Annotated in this window: 25 protein-coding genes; 12 read left to right on the forward strand and 13 right to left on the reverse strand. The window is 68.3% G+C overall.

The genetic code is table 11. The features are described 5' to 3' along the window. Position 1 precedes the first annotated feature (1 nt). Both E3O50_RS12310 and E3O50_RS12315 read left to right on the forward strand, forming a co-directional pair. Positions 2 to 487 carry a DUF1003 domain-containing protein gene (locus E3O50_RS12310; protein ID WP_134449103.1) on the forward strand — a complete coding sequence of 162 codons (486 nt, stop codon included), beginning with the start codon at positions 2 to 4 and terminating at the stop codon, positions 485 to 487. A gap of 42 nt (positions 488 to 529) precedes the next feature. Beyond that, on the forward strand, positions 530 to 2,020 hold the full coding sequence (locus tag E3O50_RS12315) for an alpha-amylase family glycosyl hydrolase (protein ID WP_134558306.1): 1,491 nt from the start codon (positions 530 to 532) through the stop codon (positions 2,018 to 2,020). Here E3O50_RS12315 and ald read toward each other — a convergent pair. Further along, positions 2,017 to 3,132, reverse strand: a complete 1,116-nt coding sequence (gene ald, locus E3O50_RS12320) for an alanine dehydrogenase (protein WP_134558307.1) — start codon at positions 3,130 to 3,132, stop codon at positions 2,017 to 2,019. The genes E3O50_RS12315 and ald overlap by 4 nt on opposite strands. Positions 3,133 to 3,322: 190 nt before the next feature. Between ald and E3O50_RS12325 the strand changes: the two genes are divergently transcribed. Then, positions 3,323 to 3,766: an Lrp/AsnC family transcriptional regulator gene (locus tag E3O50_RS12325; RefSeq protein WP_322188778.1), complete on the forward strand. Its 444-nt coding sequence runs from the start codon at positions 3,323 to 3,325 to the stop codon at positions 3,764 to 3,766. Positions 3,767 to 3,803: 37 nt separating this feature from the next. Here E3O50_RS12325 and E3O50_RS12330 read toward each other — a convergent pair whose 3' ends face one another. Further along, positions 3,804 to 4,400: a hypothetical protein gene (locus E3O50_RS12330; protein ID WP_134558308.1), complete on the reverse strand. Its 597-nt coding sequence runs from the start codon at positions 4,398 to 4,400 to the stop codon at positions 3,804 to 3,806. Between the two features lie 103 nt (positions 4,401 to 4,503). Here E3O50_RS12330 and E3O50_RS12335 point away from each other — a divergent pair, with 103 nt between their 5' ends. Next, positions 4,504 to 5,193, forward strand: a complete 690-nt coding sequence (locus E3O50_RS12335; protein ID WP_134558309.1) for a DUF2461 domain-containing protein — start codon at positions 4,504 to 4,506, stop codon at positions 5,191 to 5,193. Between the two features lie 138 nt (positions 5,194 to 5,331). Here E3O50_RS12335 and E3O50_RS12340 read toward each other — a convergent pair whose 3' ends face one another. Beyond that, positions 5,332 to 6,720, reverse strand: a complete 1,389-nt coding sequence (locus E3O50_RS12340) for an alpha-amylase family glycosyl hydrolase (RefSeq protein WP_241975241.1) — start codon at positions 6,718 to 6,720, stop codon at positions 5,332 to 5,334. A gap of 58 nt (positions 6,721 to 6,778) precedes the next feature. Here E3O50_RS12340 and E3O50_RS12345 point away from each other — a divergent pair, with 58 nt between their 5' ends. Together E3O50_RS12345 and E3O50_RS12350 are read left to right on the forward strand one after the other, a co-directional pair. After that, a complete protein-coding gene (locus E3O50_RS12345) occupies positions 6,779 to 7,636 on the forward strand; it encodes a PhzF family phenazine biosynthesis protein (protein ID WP_134558310.1) in 858 nt (285 codons plus the stop codon). Between the two features lie 88 nt (positions 7,637 to 7,724). Then, a complete protein-coding gene (locus E3O50_RS12350; protein WP_134449110.1) occupies positions 7,725 to 8,543 on the forward strand; it encodes a shikimate 5-dehydrogenase in 819 nt (272 codons plus the stop codon). A 25-nt stretch (positions 8,544 to 8,568) separates the two neighbouring features. Here the strand turns inward: E3O50_RS12350 and E3O50_RS12355 are convergent, their stop codons facing one another. Further along, the gene (locus E3O50_RS12355) at positions 8,569 to 9,366 is read right to left on the reverse strand and encodes a hypothetical protein (protein WP_134558311.1); all 798 of its coding nucleotides are present in this window, start codon (positions 9,364 to 9,366) and stop codon (positions 8,569 to 8,571) included. Positions 9,367 to 9,511: 145 nt separating this feature from the next. Further along, the gene (locus E3O50_RS12360) at positions 9,512 to 10,075 is read right to left on the reverse strand and encodes an isochorismatase family protein (protein ID WP_134558312.1); all 564 of its coding nucleotides are present in this window, start codon (positions 10,073 to 10,075) and stop codon (positions 9,512 to 9,514) included. Between the two features lie 99 nt (positions 10,076 to 10,174). On the opposite strand from E3O50_RS12360, the gene E3O50_RS12365 reads away from it, so the two are divergent. Beyond that, complete coding sequence (locus E3O50_RS12365) at positions 10,175 to 10,558, forward strand: VOC family protein (RefSeq protein WP_134558313.1); 384 nt, start codon at positions 10,175 to 10,177, stop codon at positions 10,556 to 10,558. A 78-nt stretch (positions 10,559 to 10,636) separates the two neighbouring features. Further along, the gene (locus tag E3O50_RS12370; RefSeq protein WP_134558314.1) at positions 10,637 to 11,653 is read left to right on the forward strand and encodes an alcohol dehydrogenase catalytic domain-containing protein; all 1,017 of its coding nucleotides are present in this window, start codon (positions 10,637 to 10,639) and stop codon (positions 11,651 to 11,653) included. Positions 11,654 to 11,881: 228 nt separating this feature from the next. On the opposite strand, the gene E3O50_RS12375 is transcribed toward E3O50_RS12370, so the two are convergent. Next, the gene (locus E3O50_RS12375; RefSeq protein ID WP_134449115.1) at positions 11,882 to 12,379 is read right to left on the reverse strand and encodes a GNAT family N-acetyltransferase; all 498 of its coding nucleotides are present in this window, start codon (positions 12,377 to 12,379) and stop codon (positions 11,882 to 11,884) included. Between the two features lie 168 nt (positions 12,380 to 12,547). Further along, positions 12,548 to 13,402, reverse strand: a complete 855-nt coding sequence (locus E3O50_RS12380) for an NAD(P)H-binding protein (RefSeq protein ID WP_134558315.1) — start codon at positions 13,400 to 13,402, stop codon at positions 12,548 to 12,550. Between the two features lie 92 nt (positions 13,403 to 13,494). Between E3O50_RS12380 and E3O50_RS12385 the strand changes: the two genes are divergently transcribed. Beyond that, positions 13,495 to 13,905, forward strand: a complete 411-nt coding sequence (locus tag E3O50_RS12385; RefSeq protein ID WP_134558316.1) for a helix-turn-helix domain-containing protein — start codon at positions 13,495 to 13,497, stop codon at positions 13,903 to 13,905. Positions 13,906 to 13,923: 18 nt separating this feature from the next. Here the strand turns inward: E3O50_RS12385 and E3O50_RS12390 are convergent, their stop codons facing one another. Genes E3O50_RS12390 through E3O50_RS12400 form a run of 3 tightly spaced genes read right to left on the reverse strand, consistent with a single transcriptional unit; the run spans position 13,924 to position 17,765 of the window. Then, positions 13,924 to 14,199 (reverse strand): hypothetical protein, encoded by a 276-nt coding sequence (locus tag E3O50_RS12390; RefSeq protein WP_134449118.1) that lies wholly within the window; start codon positions 14,197 to 14,199, stop codon positions 13,924 to 13,926. A 51-nt stretch (positions 14,200 to 14,250) separates the two neighbouring features. Continuing rightward, positions 14,251 to 15,579, reverse strand: a complete 1,329-nt coding sequence (locus E3O50_RS12395) for a 2-oxo acid dehydrogenase subunit E2 (RefSeq protein ID WP_134558317.1) — start codon at positions 15,577 to 15,579, stop codon at positions 14,251 to 14,253. Next, positions 15,579 to 17,765, reverse strand: coding sequence for an alpha-ketoacid dehydrogenase subunit alpha/beta (locus tag E3O50_RS12400; RefSeq protein WP_134558318.1), 2,187 nt, complete (start codon positions 17,763 to 17,765; stop codon positions 15,579 to 15,581). Before E3O50_RS12400 ends, E3O50_RS12395 begins: the two co-directional genes overlap by 1 nt. A 173-nt stretch (positions 17,766 to 17,938) precedes the next feature. On the opposite strand from E3O50_RS12400, the gene E3O50_RS12405 reads away from it, so the two are divergent. Together E3O50_RS12405 and E3O50_RS12410 are read left to right on the forward strand one after the other, a co-directional pair. Further along, positions 17,939 to 18,472: a VOC family protein gene (locus E3O50_RS12405; protein ID WP_134558319.1), complete on the forward strand. Its 534-nt coding sequence runs from the start codon at positions 17,939 to 17,941 to the stop codon at positions 18,470 to 18,472. Next, the gene (locus E3O50_RS12410; RefSeq protein ID WP_241975242.1) at positions 18,469 to 19,161 is read left to right on the forward strand and encodes a GntR family transcriptional regulator; all 693 of its coding nucleotides are present in this window, start codon (positions 18,469 to 18,471) and stop codon (positions 19,159 to 19,161) included. The genes E3O50_RS12405 and E3O50_RS12410 overlap by 4 nt, the downstream gene beginning before the upstream one ends. 21 nt (positions 19,162 to 19,182) lie before the next feature. Here E3O50_RS12410 and E3O50_RS12415 read toward each other — a convergent pair whose 3' ends face one another. The 3 genes from E3O50_RS12415 to E3O50_RS12425 form a co-directional block, all read right to left on the reverse strand. Next, on the reverse strand, positions 19,183 to 20,244 hold the full coding sequence (locus E3O50_RS12415; protein ID WP_134558320.1) for a 2,3-butanediol dehydrogenase: 1,062 nt from the start codon (positions 20,242 to 20,244) through the stop codon (positions 19,183 to 19,185). Then, positions 20,241 to 21,449, reverse strand: a complete 1,209-nt coding sequence (eboE, locus tag E3O50_RS12420) for a metabolite traffic protein EboE (protein WP_134558321.1) — start codon at positions 21,447 to 21,449, stop codon at positions 20,241 to 20,243. Before eboE ends, E3O50_RS12415 begins: the two co-directional genes overlap by 4 nt. Positions 21,450 to 21,626: 177 nt before the next feature. Then, positions 21,627 to 22,274: a helix-turn-helix domain-containing protein gene (locus tag E3O50_RS12425; protein ID WP_134449124.1), complete on the reverse strand. Its 648-nt coding sequence runs from the start codon at positions 22,272 to 22,274 to the stop codon at positions 21,627 to 21,629. Positions 22,275 to 22,536: 262 nt separating this feature from the next. On the opposite strand from E3O50_RS12425, the gene E3O50_RS12430 reads away from it, so the two are divergent. Continuing rightward, complete coding sequence (locus tag E3O50_RS12430; RefSeq protein WP_241975243.1) at positions 22,537 to 23,622, forward strand: SDR family oxidoreductase; 1,086 nt, start codon at positions 22,537 to 22,539, stop codon at positions 23,620 to 23,622. Positions 23,623 to 23,627: the final 5 nt, after the last annotated feature.

Here is a 23,627-nt window from a genome sequence, read left to right on the forward strand (position 1 = left end):
CATGAGCACCAGCACCGCGGCTACCCCGCACCTGTCGTCCATCCTCCCCAGGCACATCCTGGCGACCGGCGACCACCACCCGATCGTGCTCGCTGAGGCGAAGCGTCGTGCCGCGAGTGTGCAGCTGCGCATCGCGGATGCCGTCACGGCCTTCGCGGGATCGATGCGGTTCGTCTACCTGCATGCCGTCGTGTTCGCCGGCTGGATGCTGTTCTTCGAACCGAGCCCGTGGCCGACCCTGACCCTCGTGGTGTCTCTCGAGGCCATCTTCCTCTCGACGTTCGTGATGATCGGCCAGAACCGGCAGGCCGGATTCCAGCAGGCGAAGGCCGACCATGATTTCAAGATGAGCGACCAGGAACTGCTCACCAACACCGAGCTCACCCGGCGCGTTCATGAGCTCACGAAGGAAATCCACGCCCACATCGTCGGAACCGCTCCCGTCGCCCCGGTCACCGCAGCTCCCCTCGGTTCACCCGCGAGTTGACCGTGCAGCGTAGGGTGGCGGCTCTAGGGAAGGCAGGTACCCATGACCGACGTTGAACTCCTCGTCTACGCCGACCGCATCGGCGGCACGATCCCCGCGCTGGCCGCGCTCCTCGACGGGCCCCTGCGGGACTTCGGCAGTGTGCACGTGCTGCCGTTCTACGTGCCGTTCGACGGGGCGGATGCCGGCTTCGACCCGGTCGACCACACTGCGGTCGATCCACGCCTCGGCACGTGGCCCGAGGTCCGCGACCTGGCAGGCGACCGTGGGCTGACCGCCGATCTCGTGGTCAACCACGTCTCGGCGTCCTCGGTGGAGTTCACCGACTGGCTGGCCCGCGGCGCGGAGTCGCCCTGGGACGGCATGTTCCTCACCTATGGCACCGTCTTCCCGCACGGCGCAACCGAGGCCGAACTGACGGCGTTCTACCGACCGCGGCCGGGACTGCCCTTCACGGGGTACCGCGGGTCAGACGGCTCCCGGCATCTCGTCTGGACGACGTTCCTGCCCAGCCAGGTCGACCTCGACGTCGCCAACCCGGTCGCCATCGCCTACCTGCGCCGGGTGCTCCGCGTGCTCGCCGACGGCGGCGTATCGACGGTGCGGCTCGACGCGGTCGGCTACGCCGTGAAGACCCCGGGCACCGACAGCTTCATGACCCCGGAGACTCTCGCCTTCGTCGAGGTCGTCACGGACCTCGCCCGCGCGGAGAACCTCGCCGTGCTCGTCGAGGTGCACGGGCACTACGCCCAGCAGCTCGCGATCGCGCCCCTCGTCGACTGGGTCTACGACTTCGCGCTCGCGCCGCTCCTGTTGCACTCCCTGGGCACCGGCACGGTCGACCGCCTCGCGCACTGGTTCGAGATCCGTCCGGCCAACGCGGTCACGGTGCTCGACACCCACGACGGCATCGGCGTGATCGACGCCGGTCCGGCCGGAGGACGGCCGGGACTGCTGAGCGAAGCGGAAATGGCGGAGGTGTTCGCGCGAGCCGCCGAAGCCACGCACGGGCACTCATCCGTCGCCTCGGTCGTGCCGGAATGGTCGACCCTGCCACATCAGATCAATGCCACGTTCTTCAGCACGCTCGGCGGCGACGTCGTCGCCTATCTGGTCGCGCGTGCCGTACAGCACTTCCTGCCCGGACGCCCGCAGACCTACTACGTCGGCCTGCTCGGCGGTCTCGACGACCGGGAGCAGTTCGCCGAGACCGGGAGCGGGCGCGACGTGAACCGGCACCGCTACCCGGCCGCCGAGGTCGAGGAGGCGCTCGCGAGCGACGTGACCCGCGCCCAGCTCGGCCTCGTGCGGCTCCGTTCCGCCCATCCCGCGTTCGACGGCCAGTTCACCTGGTCGGCCTATGGCAGGGACGTGCTCGAGCTGCGCTGGGCGAACGCCGCGGACGGTTCCCGTGCGGCCCTGACGGTGTGCACCGCGCGGGCCGCGACGAGTTTCCGCATCCAGCTCGCGGATGCCGACGGCAGCGAGGTCCTCGACACGGTCGAGTCCCTCGCAGCCTGGACCGTCGGCTAGCCGACGATCTCCGCGAGGGTCAGGACCGGGGCGCCGAACGCGGCGGCCACGTGCTCGTTCGTGATGCGGCCCGCGTGCACGTTCAGGCCCTTGGCGAGTGCGGCATCGTCGGAGATGGCCTGCTTCCAGCCCTTGTCGGCGAGCGCGATCACGTAGGGCAGGGTCGCGTTGGTGAGCGCACGGGTCGACGTCGCGGGGACTGCTCCCGGCATGTTGGCGACGCAGTAGTAGATGCTGTCGTGCACGGCGAAGGTGGGCTTGTCGTGGGTCGTGGCGTGGGATCCCTCGAAGCAGCCGCCCTGGTCGATCGCGATGTCCACGAGCACGGAACCCGGTTTCATCGTGGCGACCATGGCGTCGGTGACGAGCTTCGGCGCCTGCGCCCCGGGGATGAGCACGGAGCCGATCACGAGGTCGGCGCCACGGACCTGCTCCGCGATCTCGTAGCGGGTGGATGCGCGGGTCTGGATGGCGCCGGTGAACCGGTTCTCCAGCTGCCGCAACCGGGCGATCGAGAGGTCGATGATCGTGACGTCCGCTCCCATGCCGAGGGCGTTCGCCGCGGCGTGCTCACCTGCGACCCCGCCGCCGATGATGACGACCTTCGCCTTGGGGGTGCCCGCGACGCCGCCGAGCAGGATGCCGTTTCCGCCGTTCGCGCTCATCAGGTGGTACGCGCCGACCTGGACGGACAGGCGCCCGGCGACCTCGCTCATCGGGGACAGCAGCGGCAGGCTGCGGTCGGCGAGCTGGACGGTCTCGTAGGCGATCGCCGTCGTGCCGGAGGTGAGGAGGGCATCCGTGGTCGGACGGGACGCGGCGAGGTGCAGGTAGGTGAAGAGCACCTGCCCGTCGCGCATCAGCGGGTATTCGGCTTCGATGGGTTCCTTGACCTTGAGCAGCAGCTCCGCGGCGGCCCAGACCTCGGCGGCAGTGCCGAGGATGGCCGCGCCCGCGACGCGGAAGGCGTCGTCGCTGAACCCGGAGCCGACGCCGGCGCCCGCCTGCACGAGGACCTCGTGGCCGCGGATGGAGAGTTCGTGCACGCCGGCGGGGGTGATGGCCACCCGATTCTCGTTGTTCTTGATCTCGGTGGGGATGCCGACCTTCATGGGGAACTCCGTCTGCGGTTTGGGCCGGACTTACCGGTGGATAGGGAAAATAATGCTCGGTATTCGTTTCGTGCACGTGACAAGCGTGGAATCCGCGATACTTGGTCGAAAGACAGCGCGATATTCAGTTGAGAGGGGCCCACGCATGACGGAAACGAAGAGGATTCGGGGCGGCGATGAACTCGATACCGTGGACAGTACGCTCGTGGCCCTCCTCCAGGCCGACTCGCGGATGAGCAACAGCCGGCTCGCGACCGCGGCGGGGATCGCGGAATCGACGTGCATCGCCCGGGTGCGCTCCCTCGTCACGCGCGGCATCATCACCCGGTTCACGACGCTCGTCGACCCGAAGGCGCTCGGGCTCGGCCTTCAGGCGCTGATCAGTGTCAGCATCCGATCGGGGGCGCGCACGCAGATCCCGGCGTTCCGGGACGAGATCCGGGCGATGCCGCGGGTCGTGCAGGTCTTCTTCCTCGGCGGCACAGAGGACTTCATCATCCATCTCGTGGCCCGCGACTCCGACGATGTGCGCGACTTCGTGCTCGAGAACCTGTCGGCGAACCCCGCGGTCGCCTCGACGCGCACGAGCCTGGTCTTCGAGCACCACTACAACGGGCTCTCCTCGGGAAAGTAGCAGCCGGGCGCCGAGGGACCCCGTCGGTTGGCGCCGGTCAGTCCGTGCTGCGGCTGGGCTTCCAGAAGCCGGTCGTGCCGAGCAGCCGGGTCTCCTTGTCGGCGTCGGCGGGAACCTCGACCTCGGGAGGGAAGACTCCATACTGGCGCCAGTCGTCCACCTGGGGCAGGATCTGCTCCCAGAGCAAGTCGACCAGTGGAGCCGGCAGCGCGTACTCCAGGCCGAGGTAGTTCGCGATCGACCACGCCTGGAAGGCCCGGTAGATGCTCGTGTGCTGCAGGTACTCGGCGAGCGGGTAATCGCCATACTGGAGGTGCACGATCGCTGCGGGATCGAGGTCCTGCCGCACGGCGGCGGTGGCCTCGTCGTTGAGCCGGTTGTAGCTCGCGATCGGGTCCCCGCCGAGCAGGTCGCCGTTGAAGCGGTCACCGACTTCCTCGATGGTGTGGCCCGCGAGCACGTCCCCGACCCAGGCCTCGTCGCGTGCGTGCGCGGCGAGGATGTCCCTGATCGTGGGATTCTCCGTGCTGGTCCACTCCGCGGGAGCCGGCAGGGTCAGCTGCTCCGGCGTGATCCGGTCGATGACGGAGCGCAACGCGGCATCCGACTGAAGAAATAGCTCTCTCTGCTCCATGCCGCAAAAAGTAGCACGGGCCACTGACGCTGACCAGCGTTCGACCGCATTCGGGCGTCGGCCCGACCACCGGTGCTGCCAGACTACGAGAGGAGGCGAGAGTATGACAACGCACTTTTCCGGTGAGGCGCTGCAGTTCCTGCGCGAGTTGGAAGGACACAACGACCGGGGCTGGTTCGAGGAACACAAGCCGGTGTACCTGAGCGAGGTCAGGGAGCCGATGCTCGACCTGGTCGACCGGGTCAACGAGTCCCTCGCGGGATTCGCGCCCGGGCACGTGCGGCCGCCGCAGAAGGCGATCATGCGCATTTACCGCGACGTGCGGTTCTCGAAGGACAAGTCCCCGTACAAGACGAACGTCGCCGCGTCCTGGCCTCTCGGGGGTTCGGAGAAGACCGGTGCCGGTTACTTCCTCAGCGTCTCCGGCCACGAGGTCCTGGTCGCGGGCGGCAGCTATGCGCCCTCCCCCGAGCATCTCACGGCGATTCGCGACCACATCGTCGCGCACCACGGGGAGCTTCGCGCCCTGCTCGCCGATCCCCGGCTCACGGGCATGTTCGACCCCGCCGACGGCAATCCGCTGGTGCGTCCGCCGCGCGGATACCCCGTCGATCACCCCGCGGTCGACCTCTTGCGCCGCCGCCAGTGGGCCGCCTTCGCGACCCTGCCGGCATCGGTGGCCGAAACGGATGCTTTCCTCACGCTCGTGATCGAACGTTTCGAGGCGCTGACACCCCTGATCGACTTCCTGAACGTGCCTCTGGCCACGCTGCGCCTCGAGCAGCGGCGCTGACCGGGGCCGCGCCGCTTCGACCGGGCGCCCGGCGGATGCCGCTACGAACCGTCGTAGGCGGCCTCGAGCACACGGATCTCGATCTTCGTCATCGCCAGCACGGCCTGCAGCACCCGACCGGCCCCGACCGCATCGGGTCTACCGTGCCGAGTCGCTCGCGGCGGGCGCGAGCACCTGCCAGCCGTGCGGCGCGATCGTGACACGCGGCCCCAGCGGCGCCGGCGTGCCCCCCGGCAGGAGCTGGGTCAGCCCCGAGCGGCCCAGGTCGACGCCGCACGGCTGGTCGCCGAGGTTGAGCGCGACGACGAGCGTGTCGTCACCGGCCCGCGCCTCGTAGACGAGGTGGTCGGCCCCGCTGTCCAGGATGCGGGTTCGGGCCTCGTGCAGCCACGGATGCCGCCGGCGCAGCCCGATCAGGTCCTGGTGCAGCCGGTAGACCGTGCGTTCGGTGTCGGTGAGCGCCGGAGGGCCGTCCGCCGGGAACTCCGGCCGGATCGCGTCGTCGCCGCCGTACTCCTCGGTCTTCAGGCCCGCGTAGCCGTATTCGTCCCCCGCGTAGATCGACGGGGTTCCTCCGGTCGTGAAGAGCACGGCGAGCGCGTGGGCGAGGTGCCGCGGATCCTCGAGGCGGGTCGAGATCCGGGTGACGTCGTGGTTGCCGACGAAGGTCGCCGGGGTGAAGCTGTCGAGGAAGCCGTTGTGCCTGCCGAGCGACCAGGCCAGCTCGTGCGGGTTGTGATCGTTGAGGCTGCTCCAGATCGCCTTCCAGAGCTCGTACTGCGTGACGGAGTCGAGGGTGGCCGCCGAGACGATCGCCGGGTAGTCGCCGTGGATGACCTCGCCGAGGAACCACGCCTGCGGGTGGCGTTCCCGCACCCGCGGCAGGACCCCGGCCCAGAATTCGGCGGGGACCGCGTATGCGGCGTCGAGCCGCCAGCCGTCCGCGCCGCGGTCGAGCCAGTGCTCGAGGACGCCGGTCACGTAGTCGGCGACCTCCGGGTTGCCGTGGTCGAGACTGATGAGCCCCGGATGCCCCTCGAAGGTTCCGAAACCGGCCTCGCCTCCCGGGAGGCCGGCCCGGGTTCCGGCCTGGAACCAGGCTGCCGCGGCACTTCCGGGGCCCTGCTCGATCGCCTCACGGTAGCGCGGGAAATCCGGGCCGACGTGGTTGAACACCCCGTCGAGGAGAACGCGCAGCCCGCGGGCGTGCGCTTCGGCGACGAGGGTGTCGAAGTCGGCCTCATCGCCGAGGCGCGGGTCGATACGGTAGTAGTCGCTCGTGTCGTAGCCGTGGCTCGTCGAGGCGAAGACCGGGCCGAGGGCAACGCCCGATGCGCCGAGCTCGATCGCATGGTCGAGCCAGGCCACGATCCGCAGCAGGCGGTGCTCGCCGGCACCGGGAACGGGTTCGCAAGGGGCGATCGGGTAGCTACCGACGAAACCGAGCGGGTACAGCTGCCACCAGATCGCGTGGCGCACCCAGTCGGGTTCGACTCGCCCGGCGGCATCCGTGTTGCTGATCATCATGTCTCTCAGCTTTGCACCCCCCGGGGCGGCGTCGCACCGGTGGCCTAGGGTGTTGAGCATGTTCGACGAGACCGAGATCCTGCGCCTGACCGCCTTCGCCGCCGAGCCCACCGGTGGCAACCCGGCCGGTGTCGTGCTCGACGCGAGCACGCTCCCCGACGCCGAGATGCAGCGGATCGCGGCGGCGCTCGGTTACGCGGAAACCGCGTTCCTGACCCGGCCGCCGACCCCGCAGGACCCGGGAAGAGCGGGCATCCGCTACTTCTCCCCCACGGCGGAAGTGCCGTTCTGCGGTCACGCGACGATCGCGACCGCCGTTGCGCTCGCCGGCCGCGGTGACGCAGAATCCTTCGTGTTCGAGACGAAGATCGGGGAGGTGAGGATCGCCACCCGGCGCACCGCTGACGGGATCGTGGCCTCGTTCACGAGTGTCGAGCCGCGGGTGGAGCCGATCGGGGCATCGGTGCTCGAGCACCTGCTGCGGCTGCTCGGCGTCGACACCGCCGACCTGCACCCGGACTACCCGCCCCGGCTCGCCTTCGCGGGCAACGTGCACCCCGTGCTCGTCTTCGCGGAGACGGCGACCTTCGACGGCTTCCGGTTCGACCCTGCCCAGGTGCGTGCCCTGATGGACGCAGAGGGCTGGGCGGGCACCGTGACGACCCTCCGCGTGCTGGGGCCGCTCGAGTTCGAGGCGCGGAACCTCTTCCCGGTCGGGACCATGACCGAGGACCCGGCGACGGGCTCTGCGGCGGCCTCCGTCGGCGGCTACCTCCGGGCGCTGGGCCTCGTCGACGCCCCGGCGCGAGTGTTGATCCACCAGGGCCGTCACGTCGGCCGCCCGAGCCTGCTCACCGTCGATATCCCCGAGACCGGCGGCATCGTGGTGTCCGGGACAGCCTCGGTCATCTCCTGAACCCGATCTCCTCGACCCCGTCTCGGACCTTCGGACGGGGCGTCCGGGTTACCGTGGAAAGACCGCACCTCATCCCGGGAGAAGAACCATGAAACCAGCGCTCAACAAGGACACGCAGCTGTGCATCTCGCTCGCGGCCCGCCCGAGCAACATCGGCACCCGTTTCCACAACTACCTCTACGACGAGCTCGGCCTCGACTTCATCTACAAGGCATTCACGACAACCGACATCACCGCGGCGATCGGCGGCGTGCGGGCGCTCGGCATCCGCGGCTGCTCCGTGTCGATGCCCTTCAAAGAGGACGTCATCGCGCTCGTCGACGAGATGGATGCCTCCGCGACCGCCATCCGCTCGGTGAACACCATCGTCAACGACAACGGGGTCCTGAAGGCGTCGAACACCGACTACCTGGCCATTGCCGAGCTCATCGCCGAGCACGGCATCGATCCGGGCACACCGTTCCTGCTCCGAGGGAGCGGTGGAATGGCGAAGGCCGTCGGTGCGGCCTTCCGGGACGCCGGTTTCTCCGACGGAACCATCATCGCCCGCAACGAGACCAGCGGTCGCCTGCTCGCTGACGAGCTCGGCTACCGGTGGCTGCCGGACCCGGGAGCCGAGACCGCACCGCTGATCGTCAACGTGACCCCGATCGGGATGAGCGGTGGCGCAGAGTCCGAGAGCCTCGCATACCCGCTCGGCACCGTCGACGCGGCCACGACCGTCTTCGATGTGGTCGCCCTTCCGGCGGAAACGCCCCTGATCCGCGCGGCGCGTGCGGCCGGGAAGCGGGTCGTGACCGGGGCCGAGGTCATCGCGCTGCAGGCCGCTCACCAGTTCGAGCTGTACACCGGGGTGCGGCCGACCCCGGAGCAGGTGCTCGCGGCATCCGCTTTCTCGCGTCAGTAGAGGGCGGCACCGGTGGGAGGCCGTCTCAATACAGGAATTCGGCGTCGAAGGAATCAAGGTCGACCCTGACGCCGTTCAGGGTGCGCTCGAACTCCTGCTGCACGCCGATCCGCAGGTTGCCCGAGTCATTCCAGCCGCCGTACGGCACCGGTTCGGGTGCGAGGACGTCGGCAGTCCAGCTCGGATAGTCGAGGGGACCGGTTGCGGTGTCCCACAGGGCGACGTCGGAGAATTCGGTCGTTTCTCCCATCAGGAGCGGCCACATCGCCGCTCCGCTATAGACGACCGGGCGCACTCCGAGCTCCTGCACCCCCGTGATCATGTCCCGGGTGAGGGGCGGGCTGCCGGTCTCGATGTCGAGGGCGAAGAACTGGAGCCGGGTGCTGTACGGACCCGTCGCAGCGATGCCGGCCTGCCAGCAGGCGGGATTGCGGGTGTATGCGGCGACCTTCAGCCCGGCGTCGAGGGCCATCTGCAGTTGCGGCTGGGCGTGGGCCGCGGGGGTGCAGGTGCCCCAGTCGGTCGACGCCAGAATGTAGAGCCGGAATCCCTCGGCATAGGCTGCGGTGAACCACGCCGGGTCGGTGATGACCTGGTCGGAGTCGAGGGCCTTCACCGAGGACGCTGCCGCGGCAGCGGGGACTGTCTCTGACACGGAGTGCGCGGCAGCGGCAGCGGTTGCTACTGTCCGGACCTCCGCCTCGGCGCGCGGCGCGGCCGCCGTGACACCCGCGACGATGAGCGCCGCCGCCAGGATGCCGACGCCGGCTCGCCTTCCGATCCGGCCCGGTCGCACTATCGAGGCCTGAGTAATCCTGCCCATTCGTCACTCCACGTTCGGGTCGCGCGAGGTTTGAGCTTCCACTTTCGGCATCCAGTGTGCTGCGCCCCCGCGGGCCACGGAAGTCCGTCCCGGCGATTTCCCAGCCTCGAGCGAAGCGCTGTTTCCGTCCGCCGGCCCGGTCGCCTCAGGAGGACGGCGCCGTGAAGTCAAGGTCGGTAGTGGTCACCGTGCCCGCTGTCCGCCCGGGGGCCATGTGGTATTCCCAGTACAGGTTGGTGTGGGCGATCACCAGGTCCGGCGGCGGCGCACCAAAGCCGCTCAGGTCCTCGGTGGTGTGGGCATCACTGACGAGGATGGCGTCGTAGCCGCGGACGATCGCGCCGTGGAGCGTCGACCGGATGCACTCATCCGTTTGCGCACCGGCGATCACAAGACCGCCGATGCCGCGTTCGGCGAGCACGGACTCGAGGTCGGTGTCCTCGAAGGCGTCGGCGTACGCCTTGTGCACGAGCGGTTCCGCCTCGAGGCGCACGAGTTCGGGTACGAGCTGCCAGGAAGCACTCCCCTGCGGCTGGTCGTCGTTGTGGTGCTGCACCCAGATGAGGTCGACGCCGGCGGCTCGCGCCTTGTCGACTACGGTGCTGACGTTCCCGACGATCGCGTCCCGATCGTAGGCGTCTTTCACGAAACCGGTCTGGACGTCGATGACGAGCAGAGCGGTGTTCGGCCGGTTGTCGAGGGTGGTCACGATTCCTCCTCAGAAGCTGTCGGACGGTGTCACGAGGCCACGCTACGCCGCGGCGCCGTTCGCCGCGAGTGGCTGTCGCTCCTTGATACAGTGACGACCATGGACATGCGACTGGAGCTTGTGCCGTTGCCCGTTGCGGACGTCGAACGGAGCAAGGCCTTCTACGTGGATATTGTCGGCTTCCACCTGGATCACGATGTGCAGCCAGGCAACGGAATGCGGATCGTGCAGCTGACCCCTCCGGGCTCGGCGTGCTCCGTGGTCATCGGGACCGGCATGGGGAATGGACCTGAGCACGGCACGGTCAAGAACCTGCACCTGGTCGTCTCCGACATCGGCGCGGCACGGGACGAACTCGTGAACCGTGGCCTGCAGATCACCGAGATCCACGACATGGGTGGCGTCAAGTACGCGTACTTCAGCGATCCTGACGGCAACTCCTGGGCGCTTCAGGAAATCGGCCGGTACGCGAAGCCTGCCTGACGCGCACCCGAACCCGCTTCGTACCAGCTCGTGGAGCTTCCCAGGCTGATCTCGTGATCCACGCCGAAAGGAAGCACCATGAAGGCCTTTGTCATCACCGCGCCCGGGGAAGCATCCGTGCAGGATGTCGCCCCGCCGGTTGCGGGGCCCGGCCAGGTCGTCGTCGATGTCGCGAGAGTCGGCGTCTGCGGAACCGACGTCGAGTTCTTCACCGGCGAGATGCAGTACCTGCACGACGGCAAGGCCCGGTACCCGATGCGGATCGGCCATGAGTGGGCCGGGACCGTGACCGCGCTCGGCGCAGGCGTCGACCGGCGGTGGCTCGGTCGCCGGGTCACCGGTGACACCATGCTCGGCTGCGGGGTGTGCCGTCGGTGCCTCCGCGGCCTGCAGCATGTCTGCGAGTTCCGCTTCGAGGTCGGCATCCTCGGCGGCTTCCCCGGTGCCCTCGCCGAACAGCTCGCGGTGCCCGCCACCTCGCTGTTCGAGCTGCCCGACACCGTCGACGACGTGCTCGGCGCGCTCGTCGAACCGGGCGGCAACGCGCTGCGTTCCGTTCGGGGTGCAGCACTGGAACCCGGCGACCGGGCGCTCGTCCTCGGAGCGGGCACGATCGGTCTGCTCATCGCCTTGTTCGCCCGGCAGCATGGTGCAGAGGTGCACGTGATGGGACGGTCCGCGCGCTCACTGGACTACGCCAGGAGCCTCGGCTTCGACGGAGTCTGGACCGACGCCGACCTGCCGGAGTCGCCCTTCGACGCCGTCATCGACGCCTCCAACGCGGCCGCCCTGCCCGCCCGCGCCCTCGACCTGGTCGAGCCGGGGAAGCGCGTGGTCTACGTCGGTCTCGCCGGCAGCCCGAGCCTGGTCGACACCCGAACCCTCGCTCTCAAGGACGTGACGGCGGTCGGCATCCTGAGCGCCTCCCCGGGGCTCAGGGGCACGATCGACCTCTACGCGAGCGGTGCCGTCGACCCGCGCCCGCTCGTCGCCGCGACGGTCGGGCTCAGCGGTGTGCGAGAGATCCTGGCCGGGCATCGCCCCGCCGGCGCCGGCCTCGGTCCCAAACTGCACGTCGACCCCCGGCTCGCCTGACGTCGTTCCCGACAACGCCGCCAAAAACGTCACCGCCCCGCACTGCACCGATTCGATTCGATTCGATTCGATTCGACGGAGCGTCTCCCGCGCCGGCGTTCGCGAGAGTGCGCTTTCGGCCGTTGAATCGCAGGCAAAGTCAAGCGGCCTTCAGGGCCACACGTGCACTCTCGGGGCACGGCGGGGCGAGCGGATGCGGGGCGACGCGGGAATGTGGAGCGGTGCAGGTCATGCGAGCAGCTTCTCGAAGCAGAACGAGTGCGGGATCGCCTCGATGTACGGTTCGTAGATCGGGATCGGCGTGTAGCCGATCTTCTCGTAGAGGGCGACCGCATCCGGTTGCTTGCTGCCGGTCTGCAGGATGAGCCGCGGCACGCCGGCGGCACGGGCGATGCGCTCGAGCTCGTTCATCAGGGCACGGCCGACCCCGCGCCCGCGCTGGTCGTCGGAGACGATCACGCGCTTGACCTCCCAGTCGCCATCATGGGTGCGCAGGGCCGCGTGGGCGATGGGGGTGCCGTCGCCGTCGACCACGAGCACGGTCGCGAGAATGTCGGCGGGGTCGATCCTGAGCGCCGCGGTCACGGCGTCATCGAGTTCGGGGCTGCCAGGGCCGGCGTAGCGCGCGGTCATCTCCACGTCCATCCGCGCGCGCAGCACGGCGGCGCGCGGGTCGTCCCACTCCACCCGCTCGAAACGGAACAGGCGTTCGGTACTGCCACTCATCGTCGGGTCCTTCATCTGCGTCTGCTCGGGTGTGTGCAGTGCGATCTCTGCAATCGCACAGCCTACCGACCCGGGGGCGGATGCCGCCGCGTCCACCCCCCGGGGCGTGGCCGGGGCGGATGCCGTCAGGTCCACCTCCGGGGCATGGCCGGGCCGGGACAGGCGAGGTTAGGCGCTCGCGGCGAGGCCCTCCGCGAGCGGCGTCGTCGGCCGTCCGATCAGGCGGGCCAGGTCGCCGCTCGTCTCGCCGAGCAGCCCGTCGCGGATGTTGGCGTCGAGACCGACGACGAAGCCCACCGTGCCCTCGTCGAGGCCGAAGGACGCGAGCAGCTCCGCGTGTGCTGCGGGTGTCAGGTTCCGGAAGGCCACCGATGAGTCGATGAGGGTTCCGATCGTGGCTGCGAGTTCGGCGAAGTCCCAGGCGTGGTCGCCCGAGAGCTCGAGGGTCTTGCCCGCGAGCGAGTCGTCGAGGATGGCCGCGGCCGCGGCATCCGCATAGTCGGCCCGGCTCGCGCTCGCGACCCGGCCGTCGCCGACGCTCGCGACGATCTCGCCGGCCTGGCGTGCCTTCTCGATTTCACCGGTGTAGTTCTCGGTGTACCAACCGTTGCGCAGGATGGTGAAGGGGACCCCCGAGGCGATCAGGAACTCCTCGGTGGCCTTGTGCTCCGGGGCCAGCACGAGCGCGGAGGTCGTGGCCTTCGGGGCGCTCGTGTAGACGATGCGCCCGACGCCGGCGGCCTGGGCGGCCGCGATCACGGCGGTGTGCTGCGGCACGCGCTGGCCGACCTCGCTGCCGGAGACGAGCATCAGCACGTCGCCCGGTTCGACGACGGCGGTCACGGTCTCGGGGTTGCCGTAGTCGAGGACTGCGGTGCGCACGCCGAGTGCGGCGAGAGCGGACAGCTTGTCGACATTGCGGGCTGTCGCAACGATGCTCTCCGGGGCCGCGCCGCGGGCGAGGAGGGATTCGACGATGAGGTGGCCGAGGTGACCAGAGGTGGCGGTGACGATGTATGACATGTGTTGTCCTTTCGGTGGCGTGTCAGAGTCAACCACGGGACGGCCGAGCACCTTCCCGCGCACAGGTACCCACCTTTAGGTAAGCTACCTGCATGAAGGTTAGTTTCGACGTCTCGCGGGCGCGTCCCGGTGCCGTCGCCGGCGTCTACCCGGCCAAATGCGCCACGCGCACCGTGCTCGACCACGTCACGAGCAAGTGGGGCGTGCTCATCCTGCTCGCCCTGCAGCAGGACTCGCTCCGCTGGGGCGAGCTCCGGCGGTCCATCGAGGGCATCAGCGAGAAGATGCTCGCATCGACCCTGCGCACCCTCGAGTCAGACGGCTTCGTGAACCGGGAGGCGCAGGCGACGATCCCGCCGCGCGTCGACTATGAGTTGACGGCCAGGGGCCACGAGCTCGCCGACCGCCTCGTCCCCCTGATGGACTGGATCGCGGACAACGCCGACGAGATCACCGGCACGCCCGCTTTCCCTGACGCGAAAGCGGGTGAATCGTCGTTCTGAGCGCGACAGAACGACGATTCACCCGCTTTCGCGGGCGGCGCGGGCGCTTGTGGTCAGATGGTGGTACTGACGATCGAGGGCGCGAGTGAGGGAACGCACCTGCTTCATCTGCTCTTCATCCGCGCGGCATTGGCGCTCCCGCTCGAAGTCATCCTTGCAGCCCGTCCCGTAGGCGAGGGAGATCGCTCGCAGCGCCCTGCCGCTCCGTTCTGCAGCGAGGAGCGCGGCCAGCCGTTCCGATTCCGCGGCAAGGGATGCCCGCTCTGCTACGAGACGTTCGAGTCGGGGATCCATATGCGCGCCTTTGCTCACGGGGAAGTCAACGGTCATCAGAGCCCGCCGACTTCAAATGATTATAGAGAGTGGATTCTCGATACAGGCCACGAACTGCGCCATCCATTCGGCGGCCACCGCACCGTCGACCACACGGTGATCGGCCGAGAGGGTGACGGTCATCACGGTGCCGACCGAGAGCTGTCCCGCGTCGACGACCGGCCGTTGTTTCGCGGTGCCGACGGCGAGAATGCCGGACTGGGGCGGGTTCAGGATGGCCGAGAACTGGTCGACCCCGAACATGCCGAGATTCGAGACGGCAAAGCTGCCGCCCTCGAGTTCCTCTTGCCTCAGCTTCCCCTTCCGCGCCCGTCCGGCGAGGTCGGCGACCCTCTCGCTGATGCTCGTCAGCGTGAGGCCTTCGACGCCACGCAGGACCGGAGTGAGCAGTCCCGTTTCGGTGGACACCGCCACCGAGAGATCGACGTGCTCGAATCGTCTCGTAGCGGTCTCGGTCCAGATCACGTTCGCGGCGGGCACCCGGACAAGCGCTACCGCGACGGCCTTGACCACAAAGTCGTTGACCGAGATCTTCCGCGGCGACGTCGCGTTGATCTCGCCGCGGAGGGCGAGGAGGCGCTCGACGCGGCAGTCCGCCGTGATGTAGAAGTGTGGAACCGTCGACTTGCTCTCGGTCAGGCGGCGCGCGATCGCCCGTCGCATCCCCGTGTGGGGAACATCGGTGAATCCGGAGGCGTCGACCACGGATGTGCCGGTGGTGCGGGCCGAGAGTGCCGCTGGAACGGACACCGCAGGAGACGCCACAGGCATGACGGGCTCGGGCCGGGACTCGGCTGCAGACACGGGCGCGGGCTTGAGGGTGTCGAGGTCCCGGCGCACGATCCGCCCGTTCGGGCCACTGCCGACGACGCGGGATAGGTCGAGCGCGCGTTCCCTGGCGATGCGGCGCACGAGCGGACTGGCGAATTGACGCTGGCCGCTGGCTGCGGCGAGCGGTACCTGCGCCCCGTCCGGGGCCGATTCGGCCGGGACCACTCCGACCGGCGTCGCCGCCTCCGCGGCCGCCGTCACCGGGGTCGCCGGCCCTGCCTGCTCCGGGACGTCCCCGGCGAGGAAGGCATCGATGTCCGACTCCGCCTCACCGACGGCGGCGATCACGCCGATCGGCACGCCCACTTCGACGGGCACGCCCTCGGGGACGATGACGCGCGCGAGCACACCTTCCGTCTCGGCGCGGTACTCGACGACCGCCTTCTCCGTTTCGATCTCGGCGAGCGGCTGGCCGATCGCCACAGTGTCGCCCACCTTCACCAGCCAGGTCTGGATGGCGGCTTCTGCGGCATTGGCGAGCACCTCCGGCATGCGCACGAGCGTTGCCATCAGCGGGTTCCCAGACCGAGCTTGATGATCTCGAGGCCGGCGACGACGTCCTCGGTGTGCGCAATGGCCGCCCGCTCGAGCACGCGTGAGATGCTCGGGCTTGCCTCGCCGCCGGTCACGCGTTCGACCGGCTGGTCGAGGTAGTCGAAGAACCGGCGTTGGATCTCATCGGACAGCCAGGCACCATACGACGTGCCGCGGGCCCCCTGTTCGACGATGAGCACGCTGTTGGTCTTGCGGATGCTCGTGCCGATGGTCTCCCAGTCGATCGAGGCCCGGTCGAGCCAGCGCAAGTCGACGACGTCGGCGCTCATGCCGGTCAGTTCGACGGCCTCGATGGAGTGCTTGACCATGGACAGGTAGCTGATCACGGTGACGTCGGTGCCTTCACGGCGCAGGGCCGCCTTCCCCAGCGGGATGAAGTAGTCGAGGTCGCCGGCGGGCACGTCACCGCTGTCGGCATAGAGGTCGACATGCTCGATGACGAGCACCGGGTCCTGCAGGGCCAAAGCGGTGTTCATCAGGCCGATGTAGTCAGCCGCCGATGACGGTGCGACGATCCGCCAGCCGGGGCTCGTCGCGAAGATGCCCGCGGGGTCCATCAGGTGCTGCGAGCCGTAGCCGCTTCCCATCGCGACCTTCGTGCGCAGCACGAGGGGCACCGGATTCTCGCCGCCGAACATGTGCCGCGCCTTGCCGATCTGGTTGAAGACCTGGTCGGCGGCCACCCACATGAAGTCCGGATACATGAATTCAACGACCGGGCGGTAGCGCCCGTCGAGCGCCATCCCGCCGCCGAGGCCGGCGAACGCGTTCTCGCTGATCGGCGTGCCGAGCACACGGCCCTCGAACTTCTTCGCAAGCCCCTTGGTGGCGCCGTTCGTGCCGCCGTTGAGGCGGTGCACGTCTTCGCCGAGCACGACGATCCGTGCGTCCTCTGCCATGCGGCGGTCCATCACGCCGGCGACGGCGTCGACGAACTTCTTCGTTTCGAGCTCGCCCCGGTATTCGGTCGGCTCGAGCGTGCGCAGTCCGGTCAGTTCGCTCGCGTCGCCCCGCACCCCGACGTTGACGAAGTCGACGTCGGGCCAGAGCTCCGGCCGGATCCGGCGCTTCCCCGCCGACTCCGGGTCGGCCTCGAGCAGCTGGGCCACTGCATCCCGCATCGCGGACTGGGCCTGCTCGCGCACCGCGGCGATGCCGGCCGTGTCGATCTGGCCGAGCGCGATCATTTCGCGGGCGACCCGGTCCAGCGGGTCACGGGCCCGCCAGGCCGCCTCTTCCTCCTTGGTCCGGTAGCCGAAGGCGCTGCCCGGATACGGTCCGTTCTGGTGGAAGAAGCGGTAGACCTCGACCTCGACGACAGCGGGTCCCTGGCCGGACCGCATCACCTGCTCGGCCTCCTTCGTCGCCAGGTGCACGGCGAGCGGGTCCATACCGTCGACGCGCCAGCTGGGAATGCCGAACCCAAGCGCGCGGGCCGAGAGCCGAGGCTCACCGGTCGACTCGGCCACCGTGGTCGACACAGCGTAGAGGTTGTTCTCGATGAAGAAGGCAAGCGGCAGCTTCCACGCCGAAGCGAGGTTCATCGTTTCAAGGACCGAGCCGATGTTGGTCGCGCCGTCCCCGAAGTAGCTCACCGTGACATCCGTCGTTCCCGCGTGCTTCTGGGCCCAGGCGTTGCCGGCCGCGAGCGGAACCCCGCCGCCGACGATCGCGTTGGTGCCGAGCGCGCCGGCCTCGAACCACTGCAGGTGCATCGAGCCGCCGCGGCCCCGGCAGTAGCCCTGGGCGAGCCCGAGAATCTCGGCGAGGGTGCGCTGCAGCACGGTCTGAATGTCCGCGGTCACGAGCGCCGCGGGGTCGAGGGCGCCGCCGGAGACATGGTTGATCGCCTTGGCGAGGAACTGGTGGTGCCCTCGGTGCGAGCCGTTGATCGCATCCGTCGACCCGAGGCCGACGATCGAGCCGACCGCCCCGCCCTCCTGGCCGATGCTGGAGTGCGCTGGCCCGTGCACGAGGCCCTCGCCGGCGAGTTCGAGCACGGTTTCTTCGAAGGCACGGATGAGATGCAGCTGGCCGAGCATTGTGGCCAGGAGTGCCGGGTCCGCACTCGCCCAGTCCTGCGCCGTGGTGCTGAGTTCGATCCACGGGGCCAGGGGATCCAAACGTCGTCGTTCAGGCATGTGCCGGTCTCCATTGGTCGTGTCGATCGCGGGGATCGACTACATGTGACCAACACTGTATCGTTGATTGAATCCAATGCCAAGGATTGTTCGCAATATCTCCGATCAGGATGCACGCATTTCGGGTCTTTGGATACAATGAGAGAAATCAACGACGAACGAAGGAGTTCTCGATGGTCCACGGCATCCCGGGTCTGCGCGGCACGGAACACATTGGTTTCACGGTCCCCGACCTCGCCGAGGCAGAGCGGTTCCTGGTCGACGTGATCGGCTGCGAGCTCGTCTACGCGCTCGGGCCGTTCGCCCACCCCGACGACGAGTGGATGCTCGAGCACCTCGGCGTGCACCCGCGCACGGTGATGCGCGAACTCCGCTTCTTCCGGTGCGGTCACGGGCCGAATTTCGAGGTCTTCCAGTACGAACCGGCGGATGCCGCAGCTCCCGAACCGAGGAACAGCGACATCGGCGGGCATCACCTGGCGTTCTACGTGGACGACTTCGATGCCGCCCTCGAGCACCTGCGGGAGCACGGTGTGGAGATCATGGGCGCACCGACGTCGAGCTCCAGCTGGAGCACCGGCCAGCGCTGGGTCTACTTCCGCAGCCCCTGGGGCATGCAGTTCGAGCTCGTGAGCTACCCGGACGGCAAGGCCTACGAAAAGGATGCTGCCACTAAACTGTGGCATCCGGCCCACCCCGCCGAATGACCGACACCACCGACCGGACGGACCCCATGGCCAGCGCCCCCAGCCGCGACGGCAGCGCCGGCAGCCGTATCGCCACGCGATTGCGGGACGAGATCCTGTCCGGCGCATACGCCCCCGGTACCCGGATCCGCCAGGAGGACGTCGCCGAACAGTTCGGCGCGAGCCGGCTCCCCGTTCGCGAGGCGCTGCGCATCCTGGAATCCGATGGCCTCGTCACCCTCGTCGCGAACACCGGCGCCTGGGTCTCCCACCTGAGCCTCGCGGAGTGCGAGGAGATGTACCAGATCCGCGAGCGCATCGAACCCCTGCTGCTGCGCTACAGCCTGCCCAATCTGTCGCCGGAGACCCTCGGCCGCCTGCAGGAACTCGCCGATGAAATGCAGGCCGGCACGGACGTCGAAACGTTCCTGCGCCTCGACCGCGAGTTCCACCTGCTCTCCTACTCCGGCGCCGTGACGTCCATCCTGGGCGAGACCATCCACCGGTTATGGAACTCGACCCAGCACTATCGACGCGCTTTCACGACCCTGATCGGGCCCGATGTCAACCGCGCCGTCCACTACGAACACCAGTTGCTCGTCGGGGCGCTGAGGCGCGGCGACGGCGACGAGGCCGAGCGGATGCTGGCCGGCCACATCCGCCGCACCAGGCTCGAGCTGTCCACGCATCCGGCGCTCTTCGCCCAGTAGGCGGCCACTCGGGGCGCGGCATCACGAGCCGGCGCGCACGAGCACCTTGACCTGGTCGCCGGTCGGTGACAGCAGCGTGTCGAAGCCCTGGGCCACGACATCCTTCATCGCGATCTGGGCTGTCACGACCTTCTCCACCGGGTACCGACCCCTGTCGATCAGGTCGATGATGCGCGGCCAGTCGGTGACCGGGAAGCACCAGGTGCCCGAGATCGTGATGTCGTGCTCGGAGATGACCATCGGGTCGATGGCCGCAGCCTTCGTGTGCAGCCCGGTCTGGGAGATCCTCCCGGCAGAACGCACCGAGGCGATCGCCGCCTGCAGCGCCCGCTCGTTCCCCGAGCATTCGATCACCGCGTCGACACCGATACCGTCTGTCCGGTCGCGAAGCCAGCCCGGCACGTCGACGGCGGTCGGGTCGAGCACCACTCCGACGTCGAAGCTGCGCACGAGCGCCGCGCGCACCGGATTGACCTCCGAGACGAAGACGTTCGCCCCGAGCGAGGCTGCGTAGAGCGACGCGAGGGCGCCGATCGGACCGGCCCCGGTGATCAGAACGTTGTCGCCGGGGCGCACACGGGCGGTGTCCACCCCGTACGCCGCGACAGCGCCCGGTTCGACGACGGCGCCCTGCAGGTCGGACACGCCGTCGGGGAGCACTGTGACGTTCGCTGCGGGCACGATGGCGAGGTCGGCGATGCCGCCCCACTGGTAGCTGAGCCCGACGGCGGCCATCGTGCGGCAGAGGTGGTTCAGTCCCCTGCGGCAGAAGTAGCAGTGCCCGCAGGACAGCAGCGGCATCACCGACACCCGCTCGCCCGGCCGCACCGCGGTCACCCCCTCGCCGACCTCGACCACTTCGGCCGAGAATTCGTGGCCCAGAATCTGCGAGCCGCACGCCCCGGTGAGCGGATGCGGTTCCCGCGGAATCACGATCGGGCCCTGGGCGTATTCGTGCAGGTCGGTGCCGCAGATGCCGCACCACAACGGCCTGACCAGGATTTCGCCTGCGCGGGGCGACTCGGGAGCCGTGACCTCCTCGACGCGGATGTCGCCGGCTCCGTGGAAGACGGCAGCCCTCATGGACGGGGGTCCAGCAGCTCGGCGCGGACGAACTCGAGTTCGCGGGTCACGTAGTCGGTGATGTCGCCGGTCTTGAGGTGCGCCGGGAGCACGTCCCAGGTATACGTCTCGATTTCCAGGTGGTCGGAGAGCGGTGTCTCACGGTGCATCTGCAGCGCCTGCTGCACGGCGAACCGCGTCGTGACGAACGGGCCGAGTTCCTCGAGGAAGACCGGAACGTGGAAGTGGGTGCGGATCTCGGTGGGCACCGGGTGCTCCTCGAACGCGTCGAGCGCGTCGCCGAGGGTGAGGAACTTCGTGACCGCACCGTCCTGGCGCATCGTCGTCTGGCTCAGGTAGATCGTGTCGGTGAAGACGCGCAGCTGGGGGACGAGTGCAGGAGTGAGGTCCCTGACCCAGAGCGCCGCCGCCTCCTGGAGCTTGAAGATCGGGATCCCGGCGTCGACCAGGCTGCGGAGCGATGCCGGAATATCCTCGAATCCGACGGACTGGTGGCCGATGTCGAAGACGATGCCGAGGTATCGGCGCATCGCACCTTCGGCCTCCGACAGGGGCAGCACGGCGAGCCGGGCGAGCTCGGCGATGCCCTGCGGCGAGTAGACCCGCTCGGTGAAGAACGCGACGGTCTCCGCCGTGGTCTCCAGGAAGCACGCGGGCTCCGGCTCGAGGGCGAGCTTGACCCGCCGACCCGTGCGCGCCTCGAGCTCGACGAGGTGGGCGACGACCAGGAACAGGTTGGTGGTGAACCGGGCGACGTAGTCGTCGTCCGTGACATTCGGAGCGAACGCGAGTGGGGCCGTCTGGATGCTGGGGCTCACGTCCGCCGGAGCGATCTCCGCGAGGATGTCCGCGACCGAGTTCGTATATGCGACCCTGTCGTCGGTCGACCAGTCCGGTTCATAGACCCGTTCCATCACCAGATCGCCCTTGAACGGCCCATACGGGAACGCGTTCACCGTGTAGACGTACAGGTCGTTGTCGTCGAGGAATGTCCGGAGCTCTGCCCGTTCTCCAGGGCTTGCTGCGAGGGTCTTCGCCGAGTCGGCCGAGATGCGCAGTGAGACGCCGAAGCGCTGATCGGGCGAGACCCGGGCTTTGACGTCGGGGACGAAGGTGTGCAGGCTCTCCTTCATCTCCGCCCACGTGTCGCCCGCGTGCACGAGGGTGGAATATGACAGGTGGCCGAGGCCGCGTCCGAGATCCATGGAGGTCTGGTCCTTTTCCGCCGGTCATCCGGCTCACATCGTCGTGATATCAAGGAAGGGTGTCGTCGTCTAAGACGAGAGTGAACACCCGTTAAGTATTCCTTAACACACAGGCTACGACGGCTCCAGCATCGCTGTCAACCGAACGCCTGACGCGTGCCTTACGGAATGGATCGGCTAAGCGTGCGCGCCGTGAACGAACCAGATTCCCTGGACGTCGATGCTTCCGGTGTTCTTCAGGCTGTGCGGGATCGAGGAATCGAAGCCGAGCGACTCGCCCGCATGCAGCGTGAATGCCTCGTCGCCGATCGTCACCTGCAACTCACCCGCGATGACATAGCCGTACTCGTAGCCGGCGTGGGAGACGGTGTCGCCCTCGTCCGTCGACGTGGCTCCCGGCGCGTAGACGATCTTCATGAAGTTGACGTCGCGCTCCGGCGTGGCGGCAAGACGTTCCCAGTTGACCCCTGCGGCCATGTTGAGCCGCGACCGATGAGAGGGATGCACCACGGAGACCCGGTTCGCATACTCGGACGGATGCCACGCCTCCGAGGGATTCGTCACGTCGCCCCGATTCAGGACTTCTTCGGGGTGGACTGCCGGAACTCCAGGGTCGAGGGCCGGTTTACTCTCGAAGAGGTCGTCGACGGACACGTTCAGCAACTGGGCGAAGGCATACAGGGTCGCGACGGACGGCTGTGACTTGCCGTTCTCGATCTGGGAGACGAAGGAGGGCGAAACGTCGACCTGTCTGGCCAGCTCGCGCAACGTCAGGCCGGCCTTGAGCCTGATGTCTTTCAGCCGAGACCCTAAATTGTCCATCATGTTCCTCTGTCACACATCAGCATGACGACGACGAGGACCTGCCTCGCATCATCATTGAAGCCCGGCTATACACCCCACGCTCCGGAAAAAAGGTGAGTACGGACAAATATACACAGGAAGAGCCCCGAATACCCCGCCACTAGGGCCAAATCGGCGGTTCTGGCGGTTCCGGCGCGGCTTGCCGGGAATTCCAATGTTAAGTATCATTGAACACCTCAGGACGGCGACAAGGAAGTCCCGTCCATCAGGAAAGGATCGACTTGTGACATCCCCCTCAACAGTTCCCCGGCGGCGCGCGCTCATCGTCGGAGCGACGGGCATCACGGGCCAGACGGTCGTGAAGCAGTTGGTCGACGCGGGCTGGGACGTGACCGGCCTCTCGAGGCGAGGCCACTCCGAGACGCCCGGCATCACCGCCGTGACGGCAGACCTCCTGGACCCCGAGTCCCTCGCCGCCGCGCTCACGGGCACCCGACCGGAACTCGTCGTGATCACGGCGTGGGTGAAGCGGGATACCGAGACCGAGAACATCGAGGTCAACAGCGCCCTCGTGCGCAACGTGCTCGCGGCGCTCGAAGGCGAGAAGTCGGTCAGGCACGTGGCCCTGATGACCGGGCTCAAGCACTACCTCGGCCCGTTCGACAACTATGCGACCGGCGTCACCGCGGAGACCCCGTTCCACGAGGACGAGCCACGGCTGCCGCAGCCGAACTTCTACTACGCGCAGGAGGACGAGCTGTTCGGGTCCGCCGCCCGGAACGGCTTCACCTGGAGCGTGCACCGCGCACACACCGTCTTCGGGTTCGCAACGGACAACGCGATGAACATGGTGCTCACCCTCTCCGTCTACGCCGCGATCTGCAAGGAACTCGGGCTGACGTTCACCTTTCCCGGCTCAGCCACCCAGTGGAACGGCGTCACAGACGTCACCGACGTCGACCTGCTCGCCGAGCAGATCATCTGGGCGGGCACGCACCCGGAGGGTGCCAACGAAGCGTTCAACATCGCCAACGGCGACGTCTTCCGCTGGCGCTGGCTCTGGCCGCGGGTCGCCGCGATCTTCGATGTTCCCTGGGCCGGTTTCGAGGGCGAACCCCGCCCGTTGACCGCGCAGATGGCCGGCAAGGACGAGGTCTGGAGCGCCATCGCCGAACGGGAAGGACTCGTCGAAACGGACGTCACCCGCCTCGCTTCCTGGTGGCACACCGACAGCGACCTCGGCCGCAACATCGAGTGCTTCACCGACATGAACAAGAGCCGCCAAGCCGGGTTCCTGGGCTTCCGGTCCACGCCGGACAGCTTCCTCGACAAGGTGGAGCGGTACCGCGCGGCGAAGATCATCCCCTAGGCCGT

Source organism: Cryobacterium sp. MDB1-18-1, from assembly GCF_004402735.1.
Lineage (GTDB): Bacteria > Actinomycetota > Actinomycetes > Actinomycetales > Microbacteriaceae > Cryobacterium > Cryobacterium glucosi.